A 22,732-nucleotide genomic window follows, 5' to 3' on the forward strand; every position below is an offset into this window, starting at 1 on the left:
TCTATCTGGTTGGTCTGGTCGTGATTGTTCTGGCGATTGTGAACTTTGTCTTGTGATCCGGGTGGGCAGCGTACGCTTGGTGCGCTGCCCACGGACACGACAGCGGATCACTCCATGACCTCTTCACTTGGCGGACCGGTCGGTGCGGCCGTTGTTCTGCTGGCAGTGCTTGCCGCGCTGACGGCTTTGTCAGTGGCAAGCGTCTTCGTGGTGCCGGTCATCCTGTCGATCCTTCTGGCTCTGGTGTTCAGCCCGCCCTGTCGGTGGCTCAGACGGCGGGGCGTTCCCGAACCGCTCAGCGCTGCGGCGATTGTTCTGTCTCTGCTGGTGATCGTGGGCTTTTTTGCCGCTGCCTTGGCGATCCCCGTGGCGGGTTGGATCGAAGATGCGCCACGCATGGCACAAGAGGTGGAATGGAAGCTGCGCAACCTGTCAGGCGTGGCCGCCGCAGTGGTCGAGGCCGAGGAGCAGATCGCAAATGCCGCTGCCGTCGCGGCAGCCACCGATCAGGCAAATGCCCCGCTCGAAGTTGTGGTCGAACAGCGCGGACCCCTGACCGAAGTGGCCCTTGGCGCGCCCCTGATCGTCGCACAAACCGTATTCGTCCTGATCCTGACCTTCTTCATTCTGGCCTCGGGCAGCCTGTTCTACGAACGCCTGGTGGCGGTCATGCCCAACTTTGCCGACAAGCGCCGGGCGATCAGCATCGCCTATGACGTCGAACGCGAAGTGTCGCGCTACCTGCTGCACATCACCCTGATCAACGCGGGTCTGGGCGTTGCGGTCGGCCTGGCGCTGGGCGCCCTCGGAATGCCGAGCCCGATGGCCTTCGGCCTTCTGGCTTTTGCCATGAACTTCGTGCCCTTCGTCGGGGCGCTCGTGGGCGTGATCCTGTCCTTTGCCGTCGCCCTGATCAACATGCCGAGCCTCTTTGACGCGGTTGTCGTGGCGGGGGTCTACTTCCTGCTGACGTCCATCGAAGGGCAGGTGGTCACACCATGGCTCGTCGGGCGTAAGCTGCGCCTGAACACGGTCGTGATCCTGATTGCAGTGGCCTTCTGGGCCTGGCTTTGGTCGATCATGGGGATGATCATGGCGGTGCCGCTTCTGGTGACGATGTCGGTGCTGTGCAAGCACATAGACGCGCTCAAACCTGTCGGGGAATTCCTGTCGGGGCCGGGACCCGATCCGGAACAGTCCTAGCCCTTCAATTCGCTGGCTACGCTGTCGCGCAGGTCCTGCAGTTCGTCACGGGCCTCGTCCAGTTGCTTGCGCTGCTCGTCCAGCTCCTTGAGCTGCCCGTCGGCCAGTTCGATCCAGGCGCGCATCTGCGCCTCGTTGCCTTCATGCTCGTAGATCAAAAGCCACTGCCGGATGTCTTCCAGCTGGAAACCGAATTTACGGCCCCGCAGAATCAGCTTCATCCGGGCACATTCGCGCGGGCCGTAGAAACGGGATCGCCCCTCCCGGTCCGGTTGTAAAAGCTCGATATACTCGTAGTAGCGCAGCGTGCGGGGGGTCACATCGAACTCCGCGCACATTTCCTTAAAGCTCAAGCGGTCGTCAGCCATGGCTTGCTCATGTCTCCATCCCTTGGGGTCAGCCTACGGTGCGTCGGCGGGCCGTGCAACAGGTGCCTTGCCCGCTGGCCGCGCAATGCCCATAACTTGGGTCGAAGACCGCGTGACGAGACCACATGACCGATCCCGACAAACTCAAGTTGGCCCGCCAATTCATTGAAGCCATTCCACATTCCCGCGACCTCGGGATGGAGCTGACCGAGATGGACGACGGCGTGGCCGAGATCACGATGCCCTATGACGAAAAGCTGATCGGCGATCCGGAAACGGGCGTGATCAGCGGCGGCGCGGTGTCGGCACTGATGGACACCTGTTGCGGGGCCGCGGTGATGAGCCACCCCAAGAACCTCGCGGGCACCGCCACGCTGGATCTGCGCATCGACTACATGCGCGCGGCCACGCCGGGCCAGCAGATCACCACGCGCGCCACCTGCTACCACGTCACCCGATCGGTCGCCTTTGTCCGCGCCACGGCCTGTGACGAGGACAAGGAGAACCCCGTTGCCACCGCCACCGGTGCCTTCACGGTAGAGGGCAGCGCATGAAACGGCCCGAACCGGTGCAGGTGGTCAAGCAACGGCGCGACGCCGCCCTGCGCGCGCTCGTCGATGGCGTGCCCTACATCCAGTATCTCGGCGTCACCTTCGACCGGCGCGGAGACGAGCTGACCGGCGTGCTGCCCTTTGACGAAAAGCTGATCGGCAACCCGCTTTTGCCGGCGCTGCACGGCGGTGTGACGGCTGCGTTCATGGAGATGACGGCGGTCATCACGCTGTCGTGGTCCTATCTGTGGGAAGACATCGAAAGCGGCAGCCTCGACTTCGATCCTAGTGGCGGCACGCGCATGCCGCGCCTGCCCAAGACGGTGGATTTCTCGGTCGATTACCTGCGCTCCGGCCTGCCGCGCGACGCCTATGCGCGGGCGCGCATCAACCGCTCCGGGCGGCGCTATGCGTCGGTGCACGTGGAGGGCTGGCAGGACAACCGCGACCGGCTCTTTGCCCAGGCGACGGGGCATTTCGTGATGCCGCAGCGGCGGTAGCTTGGACGCCGTCGGTCCCAAGGCCGCACCCGCCCCGCTGACCCATAAGCGGGTGCTCAGGATCGCCCTGCCGATCGTGCTGTCGAATGCCACCGTGCCCATCCTGGGGGCCGTGGACGTGGGCGTCGTTGGCCAGATGGGCGAAGCGGCCCCCATCGGCGCTGTCGCCATGGGCGCCATCATACTGACGACGATCTACTGGATCTTCGGCTTCCTGCGCATGGGCACGGTCAGCCTTGTGGGACAGGCCGCCGGGGCAGGGGATGACGATGAGGTCTCGGCCTGGCTCACCCGCGCGCTGCTCGTGGCCGCCGTGGGCGGCGCCGGCCTGATCCTGTTGCAAATCCCAATCTTCTGGGCTGCGTTCGAACTCTCCCCGGCGAGTGAAGAGGTCGAAAGCCTGACCCGCGACTACCTCTTCATCCGCATCTGGACCGCACCCGCGGCCATCGCGGTCTACGCGCTCACCGGCTGGCTGGTCGCGATGGAGCACACGGGCGGCGTGTTCTGGGTGCAGCTGGTGATGAATGGCGTGAACATCGCGCTGAACTTCGTCTTTGTTCTAGGCTTTGGCTGGGGCGTCGCGGGCGTCGCTATCGCCACCGTGATCGCCGAGGTGATCGGCGCGGCCCTCGGCCTCTGGTTCTGCCGCGCGGCCTTTGCCCGGCCCGCATGGCGCGACTGGCCGCAGGTCCTTCGGCGCGCGCAACTGATCAAGATGGCGCTGCTGAACACCGACATCCTGCTGCGCTCGCTCATGCTGATGATCATCTTTTCCAGCTTCGTCTTCCTGGGCGCGCGCTTCGGCGACGTGACGCTGGCCGCGAACGAGGTGTTGATCCAGTTCATGTACATCACCGCCTACGCCATGGACGGCTTCGCATTCGCCGCCGAGACGCTGATCGCCCGCGCCTATGGCCGTCGCGATCCGGGCCGGGTGCGCAGGTCGGCGATTATGACCGGCATGTGGGGCATGGTTGTCTGCGGCACGACCGCTGTTGCATTTTTGCTGGCAGGGCCGTGGTTGATCGACCTCATGGCCAAGGACGCGCAGGTGCAGGCTGAGGCGCGGGACTACCTGCTCTACATGGTCGCCGCCCCGCTTCTTGGCTGTGCCGCCTGGATGCTCGACGGCATCTTTATCGGCGCAGGGCGCGGGCGGGACATGCGCAACATGATGGCGATTTCGTTCGTGCTGTATTGGCTCGCGGTGCTGATGCTGTTGCCGGTGCTCGGCAATCACGGGCTCTGGGCCGCGCTCCTCATTTCATTCGTCGCGCGGGGTGTGACGTTGGGCGTGCGGTATCCGGCCTTGGAGCGCGCGGCGGCCTGAAGGACTGGGGCGCTGCCCCAGACCCCGTCGTATTCTTCGTCAGAAGAAGACTAGAGCCAGTCCTGCGATCCCGTGCCGATCGCTTCGGTCACCGACTGGAAGCCGTCCTGTTGTAGCTGCACGTCGAGCCCCTTGGCGATGCGCGCGGCGAGGCTGAGGCCGCCATAGACGAGGCCAGTGTAGAGCTGCACGGCAGAGGCGCCCGCCCGGATCTTGGCATAGGCATCACGCGCGTTGGAGATGCCACCGACGCCGATAAGCGGGGTTTTCGTCAGGCTGTGCAGCTTCGCCAGCACGCGCGTCGACTTTTCAAAGAGTGGCGCGCCGGAGAGGCCCCCTTTTTCGTCTGCATGTGCACTGCGCAGACCGTCGCGGTCCAGCGTCGTGTTCGTGGCGATGATGGCAGCGACCCGCGCATCCTCTGCCACCTTGGCGATGTCGGCGAGGTCCTGGTCCGTCAGGTCCGGCGCGATTTTCAGGAACACGGGGATGTCGCCCCGCACCTGCATCACGCCGTCCAGCAGGGCCGCCAGTGCCATGGGGCCCTGGAGGTCGCGCAGTTTTTCGGTGTTGGGGCTTGAGACGTTGACCGTCGCAAAGTCGATATGCGGCGCGCAATGTTGCAGCACCTTTGCGAAGTCCTCGGCCCGATTGGCACTGTCCTTGTTTGCGCCCAGATTCAAGCCGACGGGCACGCCCTCGGGGCGTTTGGCAAGTCGGGCCGCAATCGCTTCCATCCCGTCATTGTTGAAGCCGAAGCGGTTGATCGCAGCCGCATCTTCCGCCAGTCGGAAGAGGCGCGGTTTGGGGTTGCCGGGTTGGGGCAGGGGGGTCGCTGCGCCCACCTCGATCCAGCCGAAACCGGCGCGGCTGAGGGGGGCAATGGCGGTGGCGTTCTTGTCAAACCCGGCGGCCAGCCCCACCGGGTTGGGCAGGTCCATACCCGCAAGCGTGGTGCGCAAGCGCGGGCTGGTCACCGGGCCGGGCAGAACGGCGAGGGGCGTGTGCAGCGCTTTCAGCGCCAGCCCATGGGCGGTTTCCGGGTCCAGCCTGCGCAGCGCCCGCGTACCGATCTGTTCCAGCGCCTGTTTCATCCGAAGGTCGCGCCCCGGTCGGTTGGTGCGCAGCGGATAAGGCGCGAGGTTCTGACCGCCGCCTGCCGGTGCACCACCGCGCGTTTGTAGTCAGGGTCAGTCACCATGGCAAGAAACGCGCCCGCATCCGGGTAGCGCGCGATGAACATGGCATCCCAAGCCTCCTCCGCCGGACCGATCAGCGTGGTTTCGAACCCGCCGCGCCACAGGATTGACCCACCAACCTTCTCCAGAACCGGACCGGAGTGCTTGCCATAGAGCGCATAGGCCTGCGCGCCCGTCAGCCCATCCCGAGCCAGCGCGTGATCACCGGGGTAGTTCGCCAGATCGCGAAAGGCCACGAGGTTCAACATCTCGATGGGCGTATCGCGGGGCAGGTCCTTGAATGCCTCGAACTGGTCGCGGCTGGGGTCCACGTGGCTCATGTGTCAAACCCCGCGCCTGCGGGGAATTGGTGCGCGCCATCCTCAAGCGGCAGGGGTTGCGCCCAGTGCACATCGGCCAGCCGTATCTCACGATAGAGATGCGGAAACTCCGCCCCGCCGCGCGACACTTCCCATTTCAGATCGTCGCCAAGGGCATCCGCATCGACCGCGATCAGGAACAGATCGTCCTCGCCCGCGAAATGCTTGGCCGCCGTCTCTGCCGCCTGTGTGGCCGTGGAAAAGTGGACATACCCGTCCTGCACATCAATCGGCGCGCCTGGCGTGGTGCCGTTTTCGCGCAAGGCGGCCCATTCGGGACCGCGAAAAATCTTGTAGATCAGCATGGGGGCGTGATGCCTATTGCCCAACGGCTGGTCAAGTGGGCACTGTCACCGTTTTGTCGCCCGCTTTCCCCTAGGAACCGCTTTGACTCGCGGCGCGCTTTGTAGTCACGATACGAACATAACCAACACGGGAGACCACCGACATGACCCGACTTCTGATGGGCACAGCCGCCCTCGCGCTCAGCGCTGGCATGGCATCCGCCGAATACACGCTGCACATCCTGCACACCAACGACATGCACAGCCGCATTGAATCGATCAACCGTTTCGATTCGACCTGCAACGCCGAGGGCGAGGCCGAAGGCAAATGCTTTGGCGGTGTGGCGCGCGTGAAATCGGCCATTGATGCCAAGAAGGCCGCACTCGACAACCAGAACGTTGTTGTGCTGGACGCGGGCGACCCGTTCCAGGGTTCGCTTTTCTACACCACGTACAAAGGTGCGGCCGAGGCCGAGTTCATGGAGAAAATCGGCTATGACGCGATGGCCGTCGGCAACCACGAATTCGACGATGGTCCGCCCAAACTGGCCGAGTTCATCGACGCGGTGAGCTTTCCGGTGATCTCCGGCAACCTTGATCTGTCCGCCGAGGAGACGCTGAAGGGCAAGATCGAAAACCACGTTGTGCTTGAGGTCGGTGGCAAAAAGATCGGCATCATCTCGGCGCTGGCCACCGATACTGTGGAAACCTCCTCGCCCGGTCCCAATGTCGTCTTCCAGGACGAGATCGAGGCGCTGCAGGCCGACGTTGCCACGCTGCAGGGCGAAGGCGTCGATATCATCATCGCGCTCAACCACGTGGGTCTGAACAAGGACCTGGCCATTGCCGAGGCCGTCGATGGTATCGACGTGGTGATCGGTGGGCATAGCCACACGCTGATGTCCAATGACGACGCGGAAACGCCTGCCTATCCGACCATGGTGGGCGATGCGGCAGTGGCGCAAGCCTATGCCTATACCAAGTATCTGGGCCACCTGACGGTGACTTTCGATGACGATGGCAATGTCACGGCCGCCTCGGGCGACCCGATGCTGCTGGACGCGTCGGTTGAACCGGACGCCGACTTCCTCGCCCGCATTGCAGAGATGGGTGCGCCCATCGAAGAGATGAAGACGCGTGTGGTGGCCGAAGCGGCGGAAGCCATTGAAGGCGGGCGCGACACGTGCCGCGCGATGGAATGCCCGATGGGCTCGCTGATCGCGGATGCGATGCTCGCCCGGGTCGCCGACCAGGGGATCGAGATCGCGATCCAGAACGGCGGCGGCATCCGCGCGTCGATTGACGCGGGCGAGATCACAATGGGTGAAGTGCTGACCGTGCTGCCCTTCCAGAACACGCTGTCGACCTTCCAGGTGCCGGGATCGGCCATCGTGGAAGCGCTTGAAAACGGCGTGGGCCAGATCGAGGATGGCGCGGGCCGCTTCCCGCAAGTGGCCGGCATGAGCTACGCATTCGATGCGGCGAAGTCTGCAGGCGAGCGGGTCAGCGACGTCATGGTGGGCGGGGCGCCGATCGAGATGGACAAGCTCTATGGCGTGGTCAGCAACAACTACGTGCGCAATGGCGGTGACGGCTACGCAATGTTCGTGGACGCCGAAAACGCCTACGATTTCGGGCCTGACCTGGCGGATGTGACGGCGGAATACCTGGCCGAACAGGGGCCGTTTACGCCTTACACTGACGGTCGGATCACCGTTAAGTAAAGCATGGCGCAGGACACCTGCGCCTTACGATCCTGAGAAGGCGGGGCAAGCGCTCCGCCTTTTTCTCGTCAATCGTCAGGCGGATCAGGATCTGCCTTACAGTTCGTTTCCTAGCGATATAGCGGCACCCCATGTGCGGACGTTTCTCTATCTCTCTCGCGCCCGACGACATGTCGGAACTGTTTGCTGCCGTGGCGGCGAACGACATGCCGGACGTGCCCAACTACAATGTTTGCCCCACCGATGCAGTGCACACCGTTACCACCCAGCGCGGTCAAAGATGGCTGGCGCCCATGCGCTGGGGGTTTATCCCGCATTGGTACAAGTCACCGACGGATGGCCCGCTGCTGATCAACGCGCGGGCCGAGACGATTGCCGACAAACCCGCCTTTCGAATGGCGTGCCGCGAACGGCGGGCGGTGATCGTGGCCTCTGGCTTCTATGAATGGACGCGGGAGGGGGAAACGCGGCTGCCCTGGTACATCACGCGCGGCGACGGGGCGCCGCTGGCCTTTGCGGCGGTCTGGCAGGACTGGCATACCCCCGGTGCGCCTGAGACGCGGCAACGCACGGCCGCCATTGTCACCACAGCGGCCAACGCGCCCATGTCAGCGATCCACCACCGCATGCCGGTGATCCTGGAACCCGACGACATCGCATTGTGGTTGGGCGAACAGGGCAAAGGGGCCGCCACGCTGATGCGGGCCGCCCCGGACGACGCCTTGACCTGGCACCGTGTGTCGAAAGCGGTCAATTCGAACCGGGCATCCGGCCCGGACCTCACCAACCCGTCCGAAGACTAGTCGAGCGGCGCTTCGCCAAAGCTCATCCGGCCTTCGACAAGGAACGAGCCATCCTCTTCCGATACCGCGTCGGCATCGTAAAACGTGGTCTGCGTGCCTTGCTCCATCACCATTGTGAATGATGCCTGATCTGCAATCGGCCCAATCGTCCAACTGCTGTTCTTGGCAATGATATTGTGCTCGGACCCGGTCAGGTTCGTGAACTTCACCGTATCGCCATCGTCGATATAGAGGATGGACGGGAAATAGGCGTCCGGCAGGATCAGGATCTCGTGTTCGGCGGCAGACACGGCGGTGGCCGTGGTCAGCGTGGCCATGACGGCCCCAATTTGCATCATGCGCTGCATGCCAGCACTCCTTTTGCTTCGGCCCCACCCGGAAGACAGAATCGTATATGCTCTCTATGCGCGTTGATTGCGGCTGAAATGAGGCGGCGCCGCGCCCGTGCCGCGGCAGGTCGTCAGCATTTTGGCTGGTCGGTATCGCTATGCCGCATGGTCACGGTCGGCCATCGGCATTAGATAGGGGTGCAACACATGCGAACCGTGGTGGAGGACCAGATGAACGTCGAGACGAAAATCCTGAAAGCCAAGGACGCCCCGGACCTCGGCTCCTTCGACTGGGCCGATCCTCTCCGCCTGTCGGACCAGCTGTCGGAAGACGAACGGATGATCCAGGCCTCCGCCCACGCCTATGCCCAGGAAAAACTGGCCCCGCGCGTGGTCTCCGCCTTCGCGGACGAGGCGACCGATCCAAGCATCTTCCGCGAGATGGGCGACATGGGCCTGTTGGGCGTGACCCTGCCCGAAGAATACGGCGGTCTTGGTGGCTCCTACGTCTCCTACGGCCTCGTCGCGCGCGAGGTCGAGCGGATCGACAGCGGCTACCGGTCGATGATGTCGGTGCAATCCTCGCTCGTCATCTACCCGATCTACGCCTACGGCTCGGAAGAGCAGCGCCAGAAATACCTGCCCAAGCTTGCGTCGGGCGAATGGATCGGCTGTTTCGGCCTGACCGAACCCGATGCAGGCTCCGACCCTGCGGGGATGAAGACCACGGCGAAGAAAACCGACAGCGGCTACGTCCTGAACGGCTCCAAGATGTGGATTTCAAACGCGCCCATCGCGGATGTCTTCGTGGTCTGGGCCAAGTCCGAGGCCCACGGCGGCAAGATCCGCGGCTTCGTTCTGGAAAAGGGGATGAAGGGCCTGTCCGCGCCCAAGATCGAAAACAAGCTGTCCCTGCGCGCCTCCATCACGGGTGAGATCGTGATGGATGGGGTTGAAGTGGGCGAAGACGCGCTTCTGCCCGACGTGCAGGGGCTCAAGGGGCCCTTCGGCTGCCTGAACCGCGCCCGCTACGGCATTTCCTGGGGTGCGATGGGGGCCGCCGAGTTCTGCTGGCATGCCGCCCGCCAATACGGGCTCGACCGCAAGCAATTCGGCAAGCCGCTGGCCCAGACGCAGCTTTTCCAGAAAAAACTGGCCGACATGCAGACCGAGATCACGCTGGGCCTGCAGGCGTCCTTGCAGGTGGGGCGGCTGATGGATGCGGCACAGGCCGCGCCCGAGATGATCTCCATCGTCAAACGCAACAATTGCGGGAAGGCGCTGGATATCGCGCGCGCCGCCCGCGACATGCATGGCGGCAACGGGATCTCGGGCGAGTTCCAGGTCATGCGCCATATGGTGAACCTGGAGACGGTGAACACCTATGAGGGCACCCATGACGTGCATGCCCTGATCCTCGGGCGCGCGCAAACCGGGCTGCAGGCGTTTTTCTGAGGGTAGGACTGGGGGTTTCACACCCCCAGACCCCCGTGCGGTTTATTTGGCGAAATGAAGCCTAGGTGGAATGAGCGCGCGCGATCAGGTCCACGCCCATCTGATGAAACAGGTCCATGTAATCGAGCATGACCCAGTTCTCCGCAATCTGACCTGCCTCGCACCGATAGAAATCCATCACCCGCAGCGTAAGGTTTTTGCCGGTCGGTTCCATGCCCAGGTAAGGGCCGCGATGCGTCATCGTCATCGACGGCCAGCCCGAGATCGCGGCGTAGTTGCCTTGCCCGATCCGCGCGTAGTGATTGCCCCCCTTGCGGTCCGGAAAGGCGGCGAGGAACGGTGCGCGGTGATCTTTCACAAACCCTGCCCAGCGGTGGTTTGACCCGATGCCGCCGGGCCCGTACCACAGCATGTCATCGGCCCAGTATCCGCCCTCTCCGGTCTGTCCCTTGGAGGTGCCGGTCTCGGGGTCGTAGACATGCAGATCGCCCAGCATCGCCTCGATCAGATCAAGGCTGGCTTCGCCGTCACCCGCAGGCAGGATGCCATCATGGGTCGCTGGCCCCGGAAACAGCATCTCTGTGCCCAAGAGCCCGCCGAAAGGATCGCGCCCGGCCTGCCGCATCAGGTCCGGCAGGTCGAGGATGATCCGCGCCTCGATGATCCGGCCATTCTCGACCTGGTAGAATTCGCCCGACCGCAGAAAGGCCAGCCGATTCGACGGCACGATGTTCCACAAAGGGGCCGCAAAGGTGCCCACATAGTGCGTGAACGTCGCGATCCATGTCCCGCCAACCTCCCGCCGGTTCGCGCCCGTGATGAAAATTTCATCGCGGCGCCGGCCATGCGGCAGTGCAGCACGCAATGGTCCATAAACCTCGGTCCAGGCATCGCCTGGCACATTCGCGGGATGCGAGAAATAAAAGGCGCAATCGCGTGCAAAGCAGGTTTCAAAAGCGCGCCGCGCTGCAGCATCATCATCTGCCCAAAGCGCATGCAAGGCTGCCCTCAATGCAGGAATATCGGAGGTCATTCTGGCTGTCCCGAGATCGTTTTGCACACGTGTGCAAAAAACAGTTGCCAAGTCAAAGCCCGGATGTCTAGCCTATTTCATCAACCTATGGGTCGGGGGTCCGGATGGCAGAGATTCAACTGCGCAACATCAACAAGCGGTGGGGTACGTTCGTTGGCGTCGACAATTTCGACCTGACCATCGCGGATGAGGAATTCCTGGTGCTGCTTGGTCCCTCGGGCTGCGGCAAGACCACGACGATGCGCATGATCGCGGGGCTGGAGGATGCGACCGAAGGCGACATCATGATCGACGGCAAACGGGTCAATGATCTGGACCCCAAGGACCGCGATGTGGCCATGGTGTTCCAGTCCTACGGCCTTTACCCGCACTTGAACGTCTACGAAAACATCCGCTTCCCGCTGAAGGTCCGCAAGGTGGACCCAGCCACCCATGACGAGCGCGTGCGTCGTGCCAGCGCCATGGTGGAACTGGACGATTTCTTGCATCGCAAGCCTGCCGAACTGTCAGGCGGTCAGCGTCAGCGTGTGGCCCTTGCCCGTGCTATTGTCCGCGAACCCAACGTGTTCCTGATGGACGAGCCGCTGTCGAACCTCGACGCCAAGCTGCGCGTCTCGACCCGTGCGCAGATCAAGAACTTGAGCCACGAGTTGAAGGTCACAACGGTTTACGTGACCCACGACCAGATCGAGGCGATGACACTCGCCGACCGCGTCGTCGTGATGAAACAGGGCAAGGTCCAACAGGTTGGAACGCCAACAGAAATCTACGACCGGCCTGCCAATACCTTTGTCGCCAGCTTTATCGGTTCACCGGCGATGAACCTGATGGATGGCACCATGTCCGGCGGCACCTTCACCGGCGACAGCGTGTCGATCAGCGGCCTGACGGCACCCGATGGACCCGCCACGCTAGGCTTCCGGGCCGAAGACGCCGCCTTGGCCGATGCGGACGGCCAGATCACGGCGCCCATCTACACCATCGAGCTTCTGGGCGACGCCACCATGCTCACCGTCCGCGCCGGCGGGCAACTGGTGTCGATCAAGGCACACAAGGAATTCCGGGCCGAGATCGGCGACAGCGTCTCCTTCTCGGTCCCTGCGGGCATCTGCCACGCATTCGATTCCTCTTCCGGCGAACGTCTCGCCTGAGGAAACCGGCCGCACGGGGATACCCGTGGGCCCAACACCGGCCAGTGCAGGCTTGCAAGATGCACTGGCGCAAAACGCAACAGGGAGTTTGCACATGTATCTGAAAAAACTGGCACTCGCGGGCGCCGTCTCGCTTTTGGGCAGCACGGCATTTGCCGCGTGTTCCTACGAAAACGAGGTGCCACTGAAGTCGCTGACCGCGGGCTTTGAAGCATGGAAGGCCGTCACCGACGCCATGGCTGAGTGCGGTAATTTCCAGGCCGAGTTGGACCAGGAGTTCCGCACCAAGCAGCCCGCCGCGTTCGAGGCGAACCCGTCGCTCTACCAGATCGGTGGTGTGTCGAACGGTACTATCACACCGCTGCTGAACGCAGGCACGATCCGTCCGCTGGATGATCTCGTTGAAAAATACGGCCAGAACCTGTCGCCCAACCAGCTGATCCGGGTGGATGGCAAGATCATGGCCGTCGCCATGATGGTGAACACGCAGCACCTGATGTACCGCAGCGACATTCTGGCCGATCTGGGCATTGAGACCCCCACCACATGGGACGAAGTCTTTGCCGCCGCCGAGAAGATCGAAGAGGCTGGCGTCGTCGACCACGCCATCGGTGCGACCATGAAGTCCGGCTGGAACCTCGCCCAGGAATTCGTGAACATGTATCCCGGCTTCGGCGGCGCATTCTTTAATGCCGACAACACCACTGCCGTGAATTCCGAAGCAGGGATGAAAGCGCTCGACACCATGAAGCGGACGCTGGACTTCACCGACCCGGAAGTTCTGGTCAGCGACTCCACTTACGTGCAGCAGCAGTTCCAGCAGGGCAAGATCGCCATGGCGAACCTGTGGGCCAGCCGCGCGGGCGCGATGAACGACGAAAGCGAGAGCACTGTCGTGGGCAAGGTTTCGATGGCCGCAGCCCCCATGGCGATGGACGGTGGTGCACCGGCCACCACGCTCTGGTGGGACGGTATCGTGATTGCGGCAAACATCACGGACGAAGAAGCGGATGCCGCCTTCCGTCTGGCGATGGAAGGTCTGGATACCGAGATGGTGCAGGGCGCGAACGAGGCAGCGATCTGGCTGGTCAATGGCTATGCGCCAGGCCCGCTGGCCGAAGGTGCGATTGCAACCGCAACCGCCAATCCGGCACCGCCTGCATACCCGTCGACCACGCAGATGGGTCTGCTGCACACAGCCCTCGGCAATGAACTGCCCGCCTTCCTGACAGGCGAGCGTGGTGCAGAGGCGACGCTGGTCGCGGTGACCGAAGCCTACACCACAGCCGCCAAAGAAGCTGGCGTGTTGGAATAAAACGACTGGCTGGCCGGGGACTTCTCGGCCAGCCGTTCACTCTGGGGGACAGATGAAACGCGAGTGCGATCATATCGTTGTGGGCGGTGGCTCTGCTGGATGCGTGGTGGCTGCGCGTCTTGCCGAACGACCGGGCGCACTCTTTGACTACCTGGCTGCCATATCGCTGCGACCCTGCAATTTGAGGACCAACGCATGAAGTTCAAAACCTTTTTCTGGTTCGTGGCCCCCTCGGTCTTCATGATGCTGCTCTTTATCGCGGCACCGCTCATCTCGGTCTTCATCCAGTCCTTCCAGATCACCCAGCCGGTCATGCAACAGATCGAGGTCGAGACCTGCACCCCAGGCTTCCTGACCCAGACCTGTGTCACGGAAACCAAAACGGTTCCGGTGATCAATGAAGAGACCGGGCGCACGGAAACCACCACGGCGTGGGTGGGCTTTCGCAGCTACCAGAACGTGTTGCAGATGGATAAATTCTGGTCCGCCATCGGGTCCGGCAACTGGGGTGAGATCCTGCAGATCGACTTCTGGAAGGCGCTGCGCTTCACGCTGATGTTCACGCTGGTGACACTGCCTTTGGTCATCGGTGTGGGTCTGATGATCGCGCTGGCCGTGAACAACGCCGCCAAGTCCTTGCGCGGCCCTGTCATCTTTGTCTCGCTTTTGCCCTTCATCATCACGCCCGTGATTGGGTCGCTATCAATCTACTGGCTCTTCGTGGGCGACGGCATCCTGACGGCCACGCTGGAACGCTGGACGGGCCAGGACATCGCCATGTTCGCGCAGGCCTGGACCATTGAGCTTCTGATGTATTTCTACCGCGTCTGGCACGTCGCCCCCTTCGCCTTCGTCATCTTCTACGCGGGCCTCCAGACCGTGAACATGGACACGCTGGAAAGCGCGATCATCGACGGCGCCAGCCGCTTTGAACGTTTGCGCTACGTGATCGTACCGCACCTGATGCCACTGATCATCTTCATCGCTTTGATCCACCTGATGGATTGCTACCGCGTCTTTGACGAGATCATCGGCTTCCGCAGCCAGGCGCATGTCATCTCGCTACAATGGCTGACCTTCGACTTCCTCACACCGGATGACGCGGGCAACCGGGCGATCAGTCGTGCCGCGGCGTCGGCGATGCTGACCATGGTGGGCATCGTGATCCTGCTGATCCTGCCGCTGCGCCGCACCTGGCGCGACCACAAAGGGGGGACACATTAATGTCCAAAGCCACCGCACAGCCGCTGTCGCTCAAGCTTGCATCGGGCGCGTTTCTCGCCTTCTGGTGCCTGATCGCGGCCTTCCCAATCGCCTGGATCGCGGTGATGAGCGTGAAGTCCCCGCGCGACGCCTTTGATGCGAGCGCTTGGAACGTGATCACTGGTCCAGCCACGCGGGCCGCTGGCAACGGCCTCAGCTTCCTCGACATCCTGCTGGGGCTGATCGTGCTCTACTTCGCGATCCGCTGGGCCTTTACGAAGCTGCCGAGGTTGGTCGAGCAATTCTCGCCCCCCGGCTTCATCGTGTTGGGCTGGCTTGTTGGTGCCGCTGTCTACGGTCTGCTATTCGTGCTGATCTTTTTCGGCGCATTACCGGTCATCTTCGGCGCACTCAACAGCATCGCTGGGCCGCTGGGCACACCGATCCTCGGCCTGACGACGGAACATTACGTGGCGGTCTGGGGCGAAAACCAGTTCTACCGCAACTTCATCAACTCGATGATCGTGACGGCAGGCGTGGTGACTGTCTCGCTCACGGTCGGCACGCTCGCGGGCTACGGCCTTGCGCGCTCCGGCTCGAACCTCGCCTTCTGGCTCCTGATCATTGCGCTTGTCTTCCGCGCCCTGCCGCACTCGGTGCTGGTGGCAGGCTACCTGCCTTGGTTCATTAACTCGGCCGAAATCCTGCGCCCGATCCTCGGGGACCTCAGCCCCACGCTCTACGGCCAGCCCTGGGCGATCATCGCGGTGCTTGTGGCGATCAACCAACCCTTTACCATCTGGATGCTGCGGTCATTCTTTCAGAACATCCCTAGCGAACTCGACGAAGCTGCACGGGTCGACGGCTGCAGTCACTTTCAGGCCTTCCGCCGCGTGATCATGCCGGTCATGTGGCCCGGGGTAATCACCACGGGGCTCTTCAGCTTCCTTCTGGGATATAACGACTTCCTGGTCACGGCTCTGCTGCTCGACGCGCAAAACCAGACCATGGTCCCGGCCATCGCGGGCTACTTCAACCGCGAAACCACCACCACGGATCAGGTCGAGGCGGTGGCAGCCGCGGTCTCCATCACGGCGCCTCTGTTCCTGCTCGTCATGGTCTTCCAACGCCAGATCGTGTCGGGCCTGACTGCGGGTGCGGTGAAGGGATGAGACGCTCTTCAAGCCCATCTGGGCTTTCATCGCTGGCCCAAACGAAGACAGCCCAAAGGGGTGGATGAGAGATGAAAGGTTCCCGACCGGAACAGGCGGTTCTGACCCGCGATACGGACATGTCCAAAACGGATGACACCCGCGCTGTGATCGAAGGGATGGTGGATGGTCTGAACGACCACCGCATTGACGACATCGGCCAGTTCTTTGCCGAAAGTTTCCGCTGGATGGGCAACACCGGCTGCGGTGCCAAGACTGGGCTGCAGGAGTTTCAGGACAACTGGCAGCGCCCGTTTCAGGCCGCTTTTGCCGACAAGGTCTGTGTCGACGAGGCACGGCTTTATATGGGGGAATGGGCCGCCGCCTTTGGCCGGCAGGAGGCCACACATGCCGGTGAGTTCATGGGGATTGCCCCCACCGGCAAGCGGATCGAGATCCGGTACATGGATTTCTGGAAAGTCGAAGATGGCCGCATCACCGACAACTACGTGATGGTCGATTTTCCCCACGTCCTCGCCCAGCTGGGGCGGGACGTTTTTGATGGTGAGGGCTGGGAAGCCTTCGATCGCGGCGACAAGACCCCGCCGCGCCCCGATGTATGAGGTGAGGACATGACAATCGAATACTTGAAGAGCGGTAAACCCGAGGCTGAACGGGCCGAGGACGACGCCAAGACCCGCGCTATTGTCGAGGCGACTTTGGCCGATATCGAAGCGCGCGGGGATGCTGCGGTGCGCGAGCTCTCGGAGAAGTTCGATGGCTACAGCCCCGACAGCTTCCGCCTGACGCAAGCCGAGATCGACGCTCTGATCGCCGAGCTGACCCCGCGCGAGCTGGCCGACATCCAGTTTGCGCAACAGCAGGTGCGCGACTTTGCCCAAGCGCAGCGGGACTCGATGCTGGACATTGAGGTCGAGACGATGCCGGGCGTGATCCTGGGCCACAAAAACATCCCCGTGCAGTCCGTGGGCTGCTACGTGCCGGGTGGCAAGTTCCCCATGGTGGCCTCGGCCCACATGTCCGTCGCCACCGCCAGCGTCGCCGGTGTGCCCCGCATCATCGCCTGCACTCCGCCGTGGCAGGGCAAGCCGAACCCCGCCGTGATCGCGGCGATGCATCTGGGTGGCGCGCATGAGATCTACGTCATGGGCGGCATTCAGGCCGTGGGCGCCATGGCCATCGGGACGGAGACGATTGATCCCGTCCACATGCTCGTCGGCCCAGGCAATGCCTTCGTTGCCGAAGCCAAGCGCCAGCTCTTTGGCCGCGTGGGCATCGACCTTTTCGCAGGCCCCACCGAAACAATGGTCATTGCGGACGAGACAGTGGATGCGGAGATGTGCGCCACCGACCTCTTGGGGCAGGCGGAACATGGCTACAACTCGCCTGCCGTTCTGCTGACGAACTCGCGCAAGCTGGCGGATGAAACGGCGGCAGAGATCGAGCGTATTCTTGGCATCCTACCCACCGCCGACACAGCCCGGAAAAGCTGGGAGGATTATGGTGAGATCATCCTCTGCGATACTTATGATGAGATGTTGCAGGTGGCTGATGATGTGGCCAGTGAGCACGTGCAGGTGATGACGGACCGCGATGACTGGTTCCTTGAGCACATGACCTGCTACGGCGCGCTGTTCCTTGGGCCGCGCACCAACGTCGCCAACGGGGATAAGGTGATCGGGACCAACCACACGCTGCCGACCAAGAAAGCGGGGCGGTATACGGGTGGTCTTTGGGTCGGCAAGTATCTCAAGACCCACAGCTACCAGAAGGTCACCACGGACGAGGCGGCGGCAGAGATCGGGGCCTATGGTTCGCGTCTGTGCATGCTCGAAGGGTTCGTGGGCCATGCCGAGCAGTGCAACCTGCGCGTCCGCCGCTATGGCGGGATCAACGTGCCTTATGGTGAGGGGGCCCCTGCGCGCGACGCAGCGGAGTAGGCCGTGACCGACCAGAACCAACGCAACAAGGCCACGGCGCTGACGCTGTGGGCGGCCTTGGATCGCGACCCGGAGAGTGCGGCGGCATTGCTGCCTGCGTTGGAAGGGTGGCACGGCCCTGCGCCCATAGGGATGCAAGGGAGTACGGATGGGATTATCGGCGAGCTCTTTTCGCCTTTGCGCGCAGCGATCCCGGATTTGCGGCGGCAGACGCATATCTTCCTGGGCGGTGCATCCTCCGCGCATGAAAGCGATGAGGGCGATGGTGCGTATTGGGTGGCGGGAACCGGGTACTATACCGGGCGCGCCACGCGAGAGGTGTTCGGCATCCCGGCGACGGGGCATGAGCTGCGTATTCGTTGGGGCGAATTTCTGCGGTTCGATGAGGCCGGGAACATCACCTATGCCCAGACAATCTGGGACTTTGTGGATTGGTTCGACCAGATCGGTTTGCCCGCCCTGCCGCGCCCGCGCGGGGCGGCGCATGTATACCCCGCACCCACCGCATATGACGGTGTTTTGACAGCCGTGCAACTGGAAGTTGAGTCTGTAAAATCAATGACTTTGGGGCGCGCGTTAATATTTGGCGGCCTCAACAGTTTTGACGAAAGTGACCTGTCCAGCATGGGCATGGCGCGGTTCTTTCATCCCAATATCAAGTGGTACGGACCGGGCGGCATTGGCGCCTGCCTGTCGCTGGCGGAGTTCGAAAGGCTGCATCAGCAGCCGTGGCTCACGGCGTTTCCTGACCGCAAGGTGATGCACCTTGAAAGCCTGTTCGCCGAAGACCGGATGGTCGCGGCCTCTGGTCCCAAAGGGGTGGTTGGCACCCATGGCGGCACCTATCTGGGCCATGCTGCCACGGGCGCACCGATCGAGGTGTCGGGCCTTGATTTCTGGCTGCGCACCGACGGGCAGTTCACCGAGAACTGGGTGTTCGTGGACATGGTCCACCTGTTTCAGCAGATGGGCGTGGACCTGTTTGCCCGGATGCAGGCGCGGGCATGACCGACCGGCACACACATCACAAGGCGCTGATCGCGCCGCTGCGCGCGGCACTTTATGACTATGATGAATCTGCGGTCCGGGCGGTTTTGCACCATCTGTGTGCCCCGGACGTGATCTTTCGCCTCGCCTTTCCCTTCGAAAGCATTGCGGGCGTGGATGCGTTTGTGGATGCGGCCTTTGTCCCTTTGGTGGCTGCGATCCCGGATCTGGAGCGACGGGATTACATTGTGATGGCTGGCCCGACGCCCGAAGGGGCCGACTGGGTCGGCTGTGGCGGGTATTACACCGGAACCTTCACGGCCCCGTGGCTCGACATCCCGCCGACCGGGCACATCGTGCATATGCGGTTTCACGAGTTCTACCGTTTCGAGAATGGCAAGATCGTCGAGATGCAGGCGCTTTGGGACATCCCCGAGGTGATGATGCAGGCGGGTGCCTGGCCGATGGTGCCGTCGCTGGGCCGCGAGTGGCATGTACCGGGGCCTGCGTTCTGCGATGGGCTGGTGCCGGGGCCTTATGATGCCGAGATGTCCGCCAGGTCCTGCCAGCACATCATCGAGATGCTCGATTACCTCAAGAAACACCCGAGCCAGGGTGGGCCCGAGGTGATGGAGATGGAGCGGTTCTGGCATCCGAAGATGATGTGGTACGGGCCCAGCGGCATCGGGTCGGGGCGTGGCATCGCGGGCTTTCGCAACTGGCACCAGATCCCTTTTCTGAACGGGATGCCGGACCGGGGGCAATATGTGGACGAGATTGTCTATCACTTCTTTGGTGACGGGCCTTATGCTGCGGTCACGGGCTGGCCGGATATGTACCAAACGATAACGCATGGAGGCTGGCTCGGCCTGCCGCCCACGAACAAGCGGATCGAGATGCGATCGCTTGATTTCTGGCGGTTGGAGAACGGGTTGATACGGGAGAATTGGGTGATGGTGGATATGTTGCAGATGTACGACCAGATCGGGGTCGATGTGCTGGCGCGGATGCGCGAATTCAACAAGGCGCGTGTCGGTTTTGATCCGGAGACGGGGAGGGCGCCATGAGCCTTCCTCGGACCCCCTCTTTTGATCTGTCGGGCAAGCGGGCGCTGGTGACCGGGGCGTCCTCGGGCATTGGCCTTGGTTGCGCGGTGGCACTGGCCGAGGCAGGCGCGCATGTGGTCTGTGCCGCGCGGCGGGCGGATGCTTTGGCGGAAGTTGTTGGCGCCATGACTGAGCAGGGATGGAGCGCGGAGGCGCTGCAGTTCGATCAGTCGGATATGGGCGCCATCGACGCGGCTTTCGATGAGCCATACGACATCGTACTGAACTCGGCCGGTCTGGCCCGTCACGGTCCGTCGATGGAGACGCAGCCAGAGGATTTCGACGCAGTTGTCGGGATCAACTTGAAGGGGGCCTATTTCCTGTCGACGGCGGCGGCGCGGGCGCTGATTGAAGCGGGCAAGCCGGGGTCGATCATCCATATTTCATCCCAGATGGGCCATGTGGGCGGCATCGACCGCGCGGTCTATTGCGCGACGAAACATGGCGTCGAGGGGATGGTAAAGGCCATGGCCATCGAGTGGGGCAAGGCGAATATCCGCATCAACACCGTCTGTCCGACCTTTGTGCGTACGGCCTTTACCGAGAAGTCGTTTCAGGACCCAGAGCGCTATGCCTGGATCATGGACAAGATCAAGCTGCCCCGTGTGGCGGAGGTTGAGGACATCATGGGGGCGGTGTTGTTTCTGGCCTCGGATGCGTCGGCCATGGTCACGGGCACGTCGATGCTGATCGACGGCGGGTGGACGGCGGACTGATGCCGGACAAGGTGACAGCACTCGATGTGGCGGAGCGGGCAGGCGTGTCCCGCTCGGCTGTCAGTCGTGTCTTCACCCCCGGTGCGTCGGTGTCGAAGCGCACCGCTGACAAGGTGCGGCAGGCGGCGGATGATCTGGGGTATCGGCCCAACGTGCTTGCGCGCAGCCTGATTACCGGACGGAGCCGTATTGTCGGGTTGCTGGTCGCCTATCTGGAGAACCATTTCTACCCCGAGGCCATTGAACGGCTGAGCCGCAAGTTGCAGGAACAGGGCTATCACGTTCTGGTTTTTATCTCGTCGAACTCGGACGACGATGCGGATGAGGTGATGCGGGAATTACTGGATTACCAAGTGGATGGCATCATTGCGGCGAGCGTGGGGATGTCCAATGATCTGACGCAACGCTGTGAGGCGGCGGGGATTCCCATTGTCCTGTTCAACCGGGCACAGGATGATGACAGGCTGTCGTCTGTGACATCGGATAATTATCACGGTGGGCGCAAGCTGGCGGAATTTTTGATCGCGGGTGGGCACCAACGCATTGCCCATGTCGCGGGGTGGGAAGGTGCCTCGACCCAGCGGGACCGTGAGGCGGGCTTTGTCGCGGGGCTTGAGGCGGCGGGTCATCGCCTGTTTGCGCGTGGCGTCAGTGACTTCAACTTTGAAACCGCCAAGGATGTGGCGCGTGAGATGTTTGCGGGGCCGGAGCGGCCCGATGCCGTGTTCTGTGCCAATGATCACATGGCCTTTGCCGTGATGGATGTGCTGCGATTCGAGCTTGGCCTGGACGTGCCGGGCGATGTGTCTGTCGTGGGCTATGACGATGTGACCCTGGCTGCCTGGCCCAGCTATGACCTGACCACCGTGCGCCAGCCTGCCGGGCAGATGGCCGATGCCACGGTTGATATTCTGATGGATCGGCTTGCCGATCCCGACACCAAACCCCGCCGCGTCGCGCTGGATGGACCACTCATCTTGCGCGGCTCGGCTCGTATACCCAAAGGATGGACCGCATGAAGGGTTTTTCGAACCGGTGGAAGGATTTCCCCGACTATATCATCGGCATCACCAAGGAGATCTGGGAAGACCGCGGCATCGCGACCCTGCATCACTATTACAGCCCGGACATCGTGGTGCGCTCGCCCGGTTCGGTGGTGATTGGGAGTGAGAAGGTCATTGGCGCGACCATGGCGACGCTCGCCGAGTTTCCGGACCGGACGCTGCTGGGCGAGGATGTGATCTGGTCGGGGACGCCGGAGGAGGGGATGCTGTCGTCGCACCGCATCCTGTCGACGGCGACGCATATGGCGGATGGGGTCTATGGCAAGGCATCTGGCAAGACGCTGCAATACCGCATCATTGCGGACTGTCATGCGATTAACGATCAGATCAACGACGAGTGGTTGATCCGCGACCAGACGGCCATCGTGAATCAGATCGGGTGGGAGGCGAAGGCTTACGCTGCGGACCTGATCGAGCGTGAGGGTGGGATGGAGAAGGCGGTGCGTCCGTTGTCTCCAGCGACCGACCAGCCGGGACCCTACAAGGGGCGGGGCAATGATAGTGAGTGGGGTGCGAAGTACGCCGACATCCTGACTCGGATCATGGGTGCCGATATGGCCGTGATCCCGGGCGAATATGACCGGGCGGTACAGTCGGAGTATCCCGGCGGGCTGACCGGGCATGGCACGGGGCCGGTGGACCGGTTCTGGATGGGGCTGCGGGCGTCGTTCCCCGATGCAGAGTTCACCATCGACCACCAGATCGGGCGTGACGATGAGATGATGCCGCCCCGGGCTGCGATCCGCTGGAGCCTGCATGGCAAGCACGACGGCTGGGGGTATTTTGGCGCGCCGACGGGGGCGGAAGTTTATGTGCTGGGGATTTCCCATGCCGAGTTCGGGCCATGGGGGCTGCGCCGGGAATATGCTCTGTTTGACGAGACGGCGATCTGGAAGCAGATCCTGTTGCAGACGGGCTGAAGTCGCATTTGCATATT

At 62.7% G+C, this 22,732-nt stretch carries 24 protein-coding genes; 18 read left to right on the top strand and 6 right to left on the bottom strand.

Going from position 1 to position 22,732, the window contains the following annotated elements:
- The first annotated feature begins 114 nt into the window (after window positions 1-114).
- Complete coding sequence (locus KUV51_RS14385; RefSeq protein ID WP_222522323.1) at window positions 115-1,203, top strand: AI-2E family transporter; 1,089 nt, start codon at window positions 115-117, stop codon at window positions 1,201-1,203.
- On the opposite strand, the gene KUV51_RS14390 is transcribed toward KUV51_RS14385, so the two are convergent.
- Entirely contained in the window at window positions 1,200-1,571 is a 372-nt protein-coding gene (locus KUV51_RS14390; protein ID WP_222522324.1) for a MerR family transcriptional regulator, read from the bottom strand. The two genes, KUV51_RS14385 and KUV51_RS14390, sit on opposite strands and share 4 nt — an antisense overlap.
- 125 nt (window positions 1,572-1,696) lie before the next feature.
- Between KUV51_RS14390 and KUV51_RS14395 the strand changes: the two genes are divergently transcribed.
- From KUV51_RS14395 to KUV51_RS14405, 3 genes are read left to right on the top strand one after another with little or no spacing between them, the layout of a single operon-like run.
- Window positions 1,697-2,125, top strand: coding sequence for a PaaI family thioesterase (locus tag KUV51_RS14395; protein WP_222522325.1), 429 nt, complete (start codon window positions 1,697-1,699; stop codon window positions 2,123-2,125).
- On the top strand, window positions 2,122-2,622 hold the full coding sequence (locus KUV51_RS14400; protein ID WP_222522326.1) for a PaaI family thioesterase: 501 nt from the start codon (window positions 2,122-2,124) through the stop codon (window positions 2,620-2,622). The genes KUV51_RS14395 and KUV51_RS14400 overlap by 4 nt, the downstream gene beginning before the upstream one ends.
- Before the next feature lies 1 nt (window position 2,623).
- Window positions 2,624-3,955 (top strand): MATE family efflux transporter, encoded by a 1,332-nt coding sequence (locus KUV51_RS14405; protein ID WP_222522327.1) that lies wholly within the window; start codon window positions 2,624-2,626, stop codon window positions 3,953-3,955.
- A 50-nt stretch (window positions 3,956-4,005) separates the two neighbouring features.
- On the opposite strand, the gene KUV51_RS14410 is transcribed toward KUV51_RS14405, so the two are convergent.
- Genes KUV51_RS14410 through KUV51_RS14420 form a run of 3 tightly spaced genes read right to left on the bottom strand, consistent with a single transcriptional unit; the run spans window position 4,006 to window position 5,818 of the window.
- Window positions 4,006-5,049, bottom strand: a complete 1,044-nt coding sequence (locus KUV51_RS14410) for a quinone-dependent dihydroorotate dehydrogenase (protein WP_222522328.1) — start codon at window positions 5,047-5,049, stop codon at window positions 4,006-4,008.
- A complete protein-coding gene (locus KUV51_RS14415; protein WP_222522329.1) occupies window positions 5,046-5,474 on the bottom strand; it encodes a DUF1330 domain-containing protein in 429 nt (142 codons plus the stop codon). The genes KUV51_RS14410 and KUV51_RS14415 overlap by 4 nt, the downstream gene beginning before the upstream one ends.
- Complete coding sequence (locus tag KUV51_RS14420; RefSeq protein ID WP_222522330.1) at window positions 5,471-5,818, bottom strand: DUF952 domain-containing protein; 348 nt, start codon at window positions 5,816-5,818, stop codon at window positions 5,471-5,473. Before KUV51_RS14420 ends, KUV51_RS14415 begins: the two co-directional genes overlap by 4 nt.
- Window positions 5,819-5,961: 143 nt before the next feature.
- Between KUV51_RS14420 and KUV51_RS14425 the strand changes: the two genes are divergently transcribed.
- A complete protein-coding gene (locus KUV51_RS14425) occupies window positions 5,962-7,521 on the top strand; it encodes a bifunctional metallophosphatase/5'-nucleotidase (protein ID WP_222522331.1) in 1,560 nt (519 codons plus the stop codon).
- A gap of 131 nt (window positions 7,522-7,652) precedes the next feature.
- The gene (locus KUV51_RS14430) at window positions 7,653-8,324 is read left to right on the top strand and encodes an SOS response-associated peptidase (RefSeq protein ID WP_222522332.1); all 672 of its coding nucleotides are present in this window, start codon (window positions 7,653-7,655) and stop codon (window positions 8,322-8,324) included.
- Here KUV51_RS14430 and KUV51_RS14435 read toward each other — a convergent pair.
- The gene (locus KUV51_RS14435) at window positions 8,321-8,671 is read right to left on the bottom strand and encodes a hypothetical protein (protein WP_222522333.1); all 351 of its coding nucleotides are present in this window, start codon (window positions 8,669-8,671) and stop codon (window positions 8,321-8,323) included. The two genes, KUV51_RS14430 and KUV51_RS14435, sit on opposite strands and share 4 nt — an antisense overlap.
- A gap of 213 nt (window positions 8,672-8,884) precedes the next feature.
- Here KUV51_RS14435 and KUV51_RS14440 point away from each other — a divergent pair, with 213 nt between their 5' ends.
- Window positions 8,885-10,108, top strand: a complete 1,224-nt coding sequence (locus KUV51_RS14440; protein WP_222522423.1) for an acyl-CoA dehydrogenase — start codon at window positions 8,885-8,887, stop codon at window positions 10,106-10,108.
- Window positions 10,109-10,169: 61 nt separating this feature from the next.
- On the opposite strand, the gene KUV51_RS14445 is transcribed toward KUV51_RS14440, so the two are convergent.
- Window positions 10,170-11,141: an ester cyclase gene (locus tag KUV51_RS14445; RefSeq protein WP_222522334.1), complete on the bottom strand. Its 972-nt coding sequence runs from the start codon at window positions 11,139-11,141 to the stop codon at window positions 10,170-10,172.
- Window positions 11,142-11,245: 104 nt separating this feature from the next.
- Between KUV51_RS14445 and KUV51_RS14450 the strand changes: the two genes are divergently transcribed.
- The 11 genes from KUV51_RS14450 to KUV51_RS14500 all read left to right on the top strand — a co-directional run bounded on the left by KUV51_RS14450 (window position 11,246) and on the right by KUV51_RS14500 (window position 22,715).
- Window positions 11,246-12,292, top strand: coding sequence for an ABC transporter ATP-binding protein (locus KUV51_RS14450; RefSeq protein ID WP_222522335.1), 1,047 nt, complete (start codon window positions 11,246-11,248; stop codon window positions 12,290-12,292).
- A 94-nt stretch (window positions 12,293-12,386) separates the two neighbouring features.
- Window positions 12,387-13,607 carry an ABC transporter substrate-binding protein gene (locus tag KUV51_RS14455; RefSeq protein WP_222522336.1) on the top strand — a complete coding sequence of 407 codons (1,221 nt, stop codon included), beginning with the start codon at window positions 12,387-12,389 and terminating at the stop codon, window positions 13,605-13,607.
- Between the two features lie 195 nt (window positions 13,608-13,802).
- The gene (locus tag KUV51_RS14460; protein WP_222522337.1) at window positions 13,803-14,831 is read left to right on the top strand and encodes a carbohydrate ABC transporter permease; all 1,029 of its coding nucleotides are present in this window, start codon (window positions 13,803-13,805) and stop codon (window positions 14,829-14,831) included.
- The gene (locus KUV51_RS14465) at window positions 14,831-15,982 is read left to right on the top strand and encodes a carbohydrate ABC transporter permease (protein WP_222522338.1); all 1,152 of its coding nucleotides are present in this window, start codon (window positions 14,831-14,833) and stop codon (window positions 15,980-15,982) included. The genes KUV51_RS14460 and KUV51_RS14465 overlap by 1 nt, the downstream gene beginning before the upstream one ends.
- Window positions 15,983-16,053: 71 nt before the next feature.
- Window positions 16,054-16,584 carry an ester cyclase gene (locus tag KUV51_RS14470; protein ID WP_222522339.1) on the top strand — a complete coding sequence of 177 codons (531 nt, stop codon included), beginning with the start codon at window positions 16,054-16,056 and terminating at the stop codon, window positions 16,582-16,584.
- Between the two features lie 9 nt (window positions 16,585-16,593).
- Window positions 16,594-17,922, top strand: coding sequence for a histidinol dehydrogenase (hisD, locus tag KUV51_RS14475; protein ID WP_222522340.1), 1,329 nt, complete (start codon window positions 16,594-16,596; stop codon window positions 17,920-17,922).
- A gap of 3 nt (window positions 17,923-17,925) precedes the next feature.
- Complete coding sequence (locus KUV51_RS22295; protein ID WP_222522341.1) at window positions 17,926-18,930, top strand: ester cyclase; 1,005 nt, start codon at window positions 17,926-17,928, stop codon at window positions 18,928-18,930.
- Window positions 18,927-19,976: an ester cyclase gene (locus KUV51_RS14485; RefSeq protein ID WP_222522342.1), complete on the top strand. Its 1,050-nt coding sequence runs from the start codon at window positions 18,927-18,929 to the stop codon at window positions 19,974-19,976. Before KUV51_RS22295 ends, KUV51_RS14485 begins: the two co-directional genes overlap by 4 nt.
- Window positions 19,973-20,731 carry an SDR family NAD(P)-dependent oxidoreductase gene (locus tag KUV51_RS14490; RefSeq protein ID WP_222522343.1) on the top strand — a complete coding sequence of 253 codons (759 nt, stop codon included), beginning with the start codon at window positions 19,973-19,975 and terminating at the stop codon, window positions 20,729-20,731. Before KUV51_RS14485 ends, KUV51_RS14490 begins: the two co-directional genes overlap by 4 nt.
- A complete protein-coding gene (locus KUV51_RS14495) occupies window positions 20,731-21,750 on the top strand; it encodes a LacI family DNA-binding transcriptional regulator (RefSeq protein WP_222522344.1) in 1,020 nt (339 codons plus the stop codon). Before KUV51_RS14490 ends, KUV51_RS14495 begins: the two co-directional genes overlap by 1 nt.
- A complete protein-coding gene (locus KUV51_RS14500; protein WP_222522345.1) occupies window positions 21,747-22,715 on the top strand; it encodes an ester cyclase in 969 nt (322 codons plus the stop codon). Before KUV51_RS14495 ends, KUV51_RS14500 begins: the two co-directional genes overlap by 4 nt.
- Window positions 22,716-22,732 lie beyond the last annotated feature (17 nt).

The sequence above is a fragment of the Tateyamaria omphalii genome, assembly GCF_019802125.1.
Classification (GTDB): Bacteria; Pseudomonadota; Alphaproteobacteria; order Rhodobacterales; family Rhodobacteraceae; genus Tateyamaria; species Tateyamaria omphalii_B.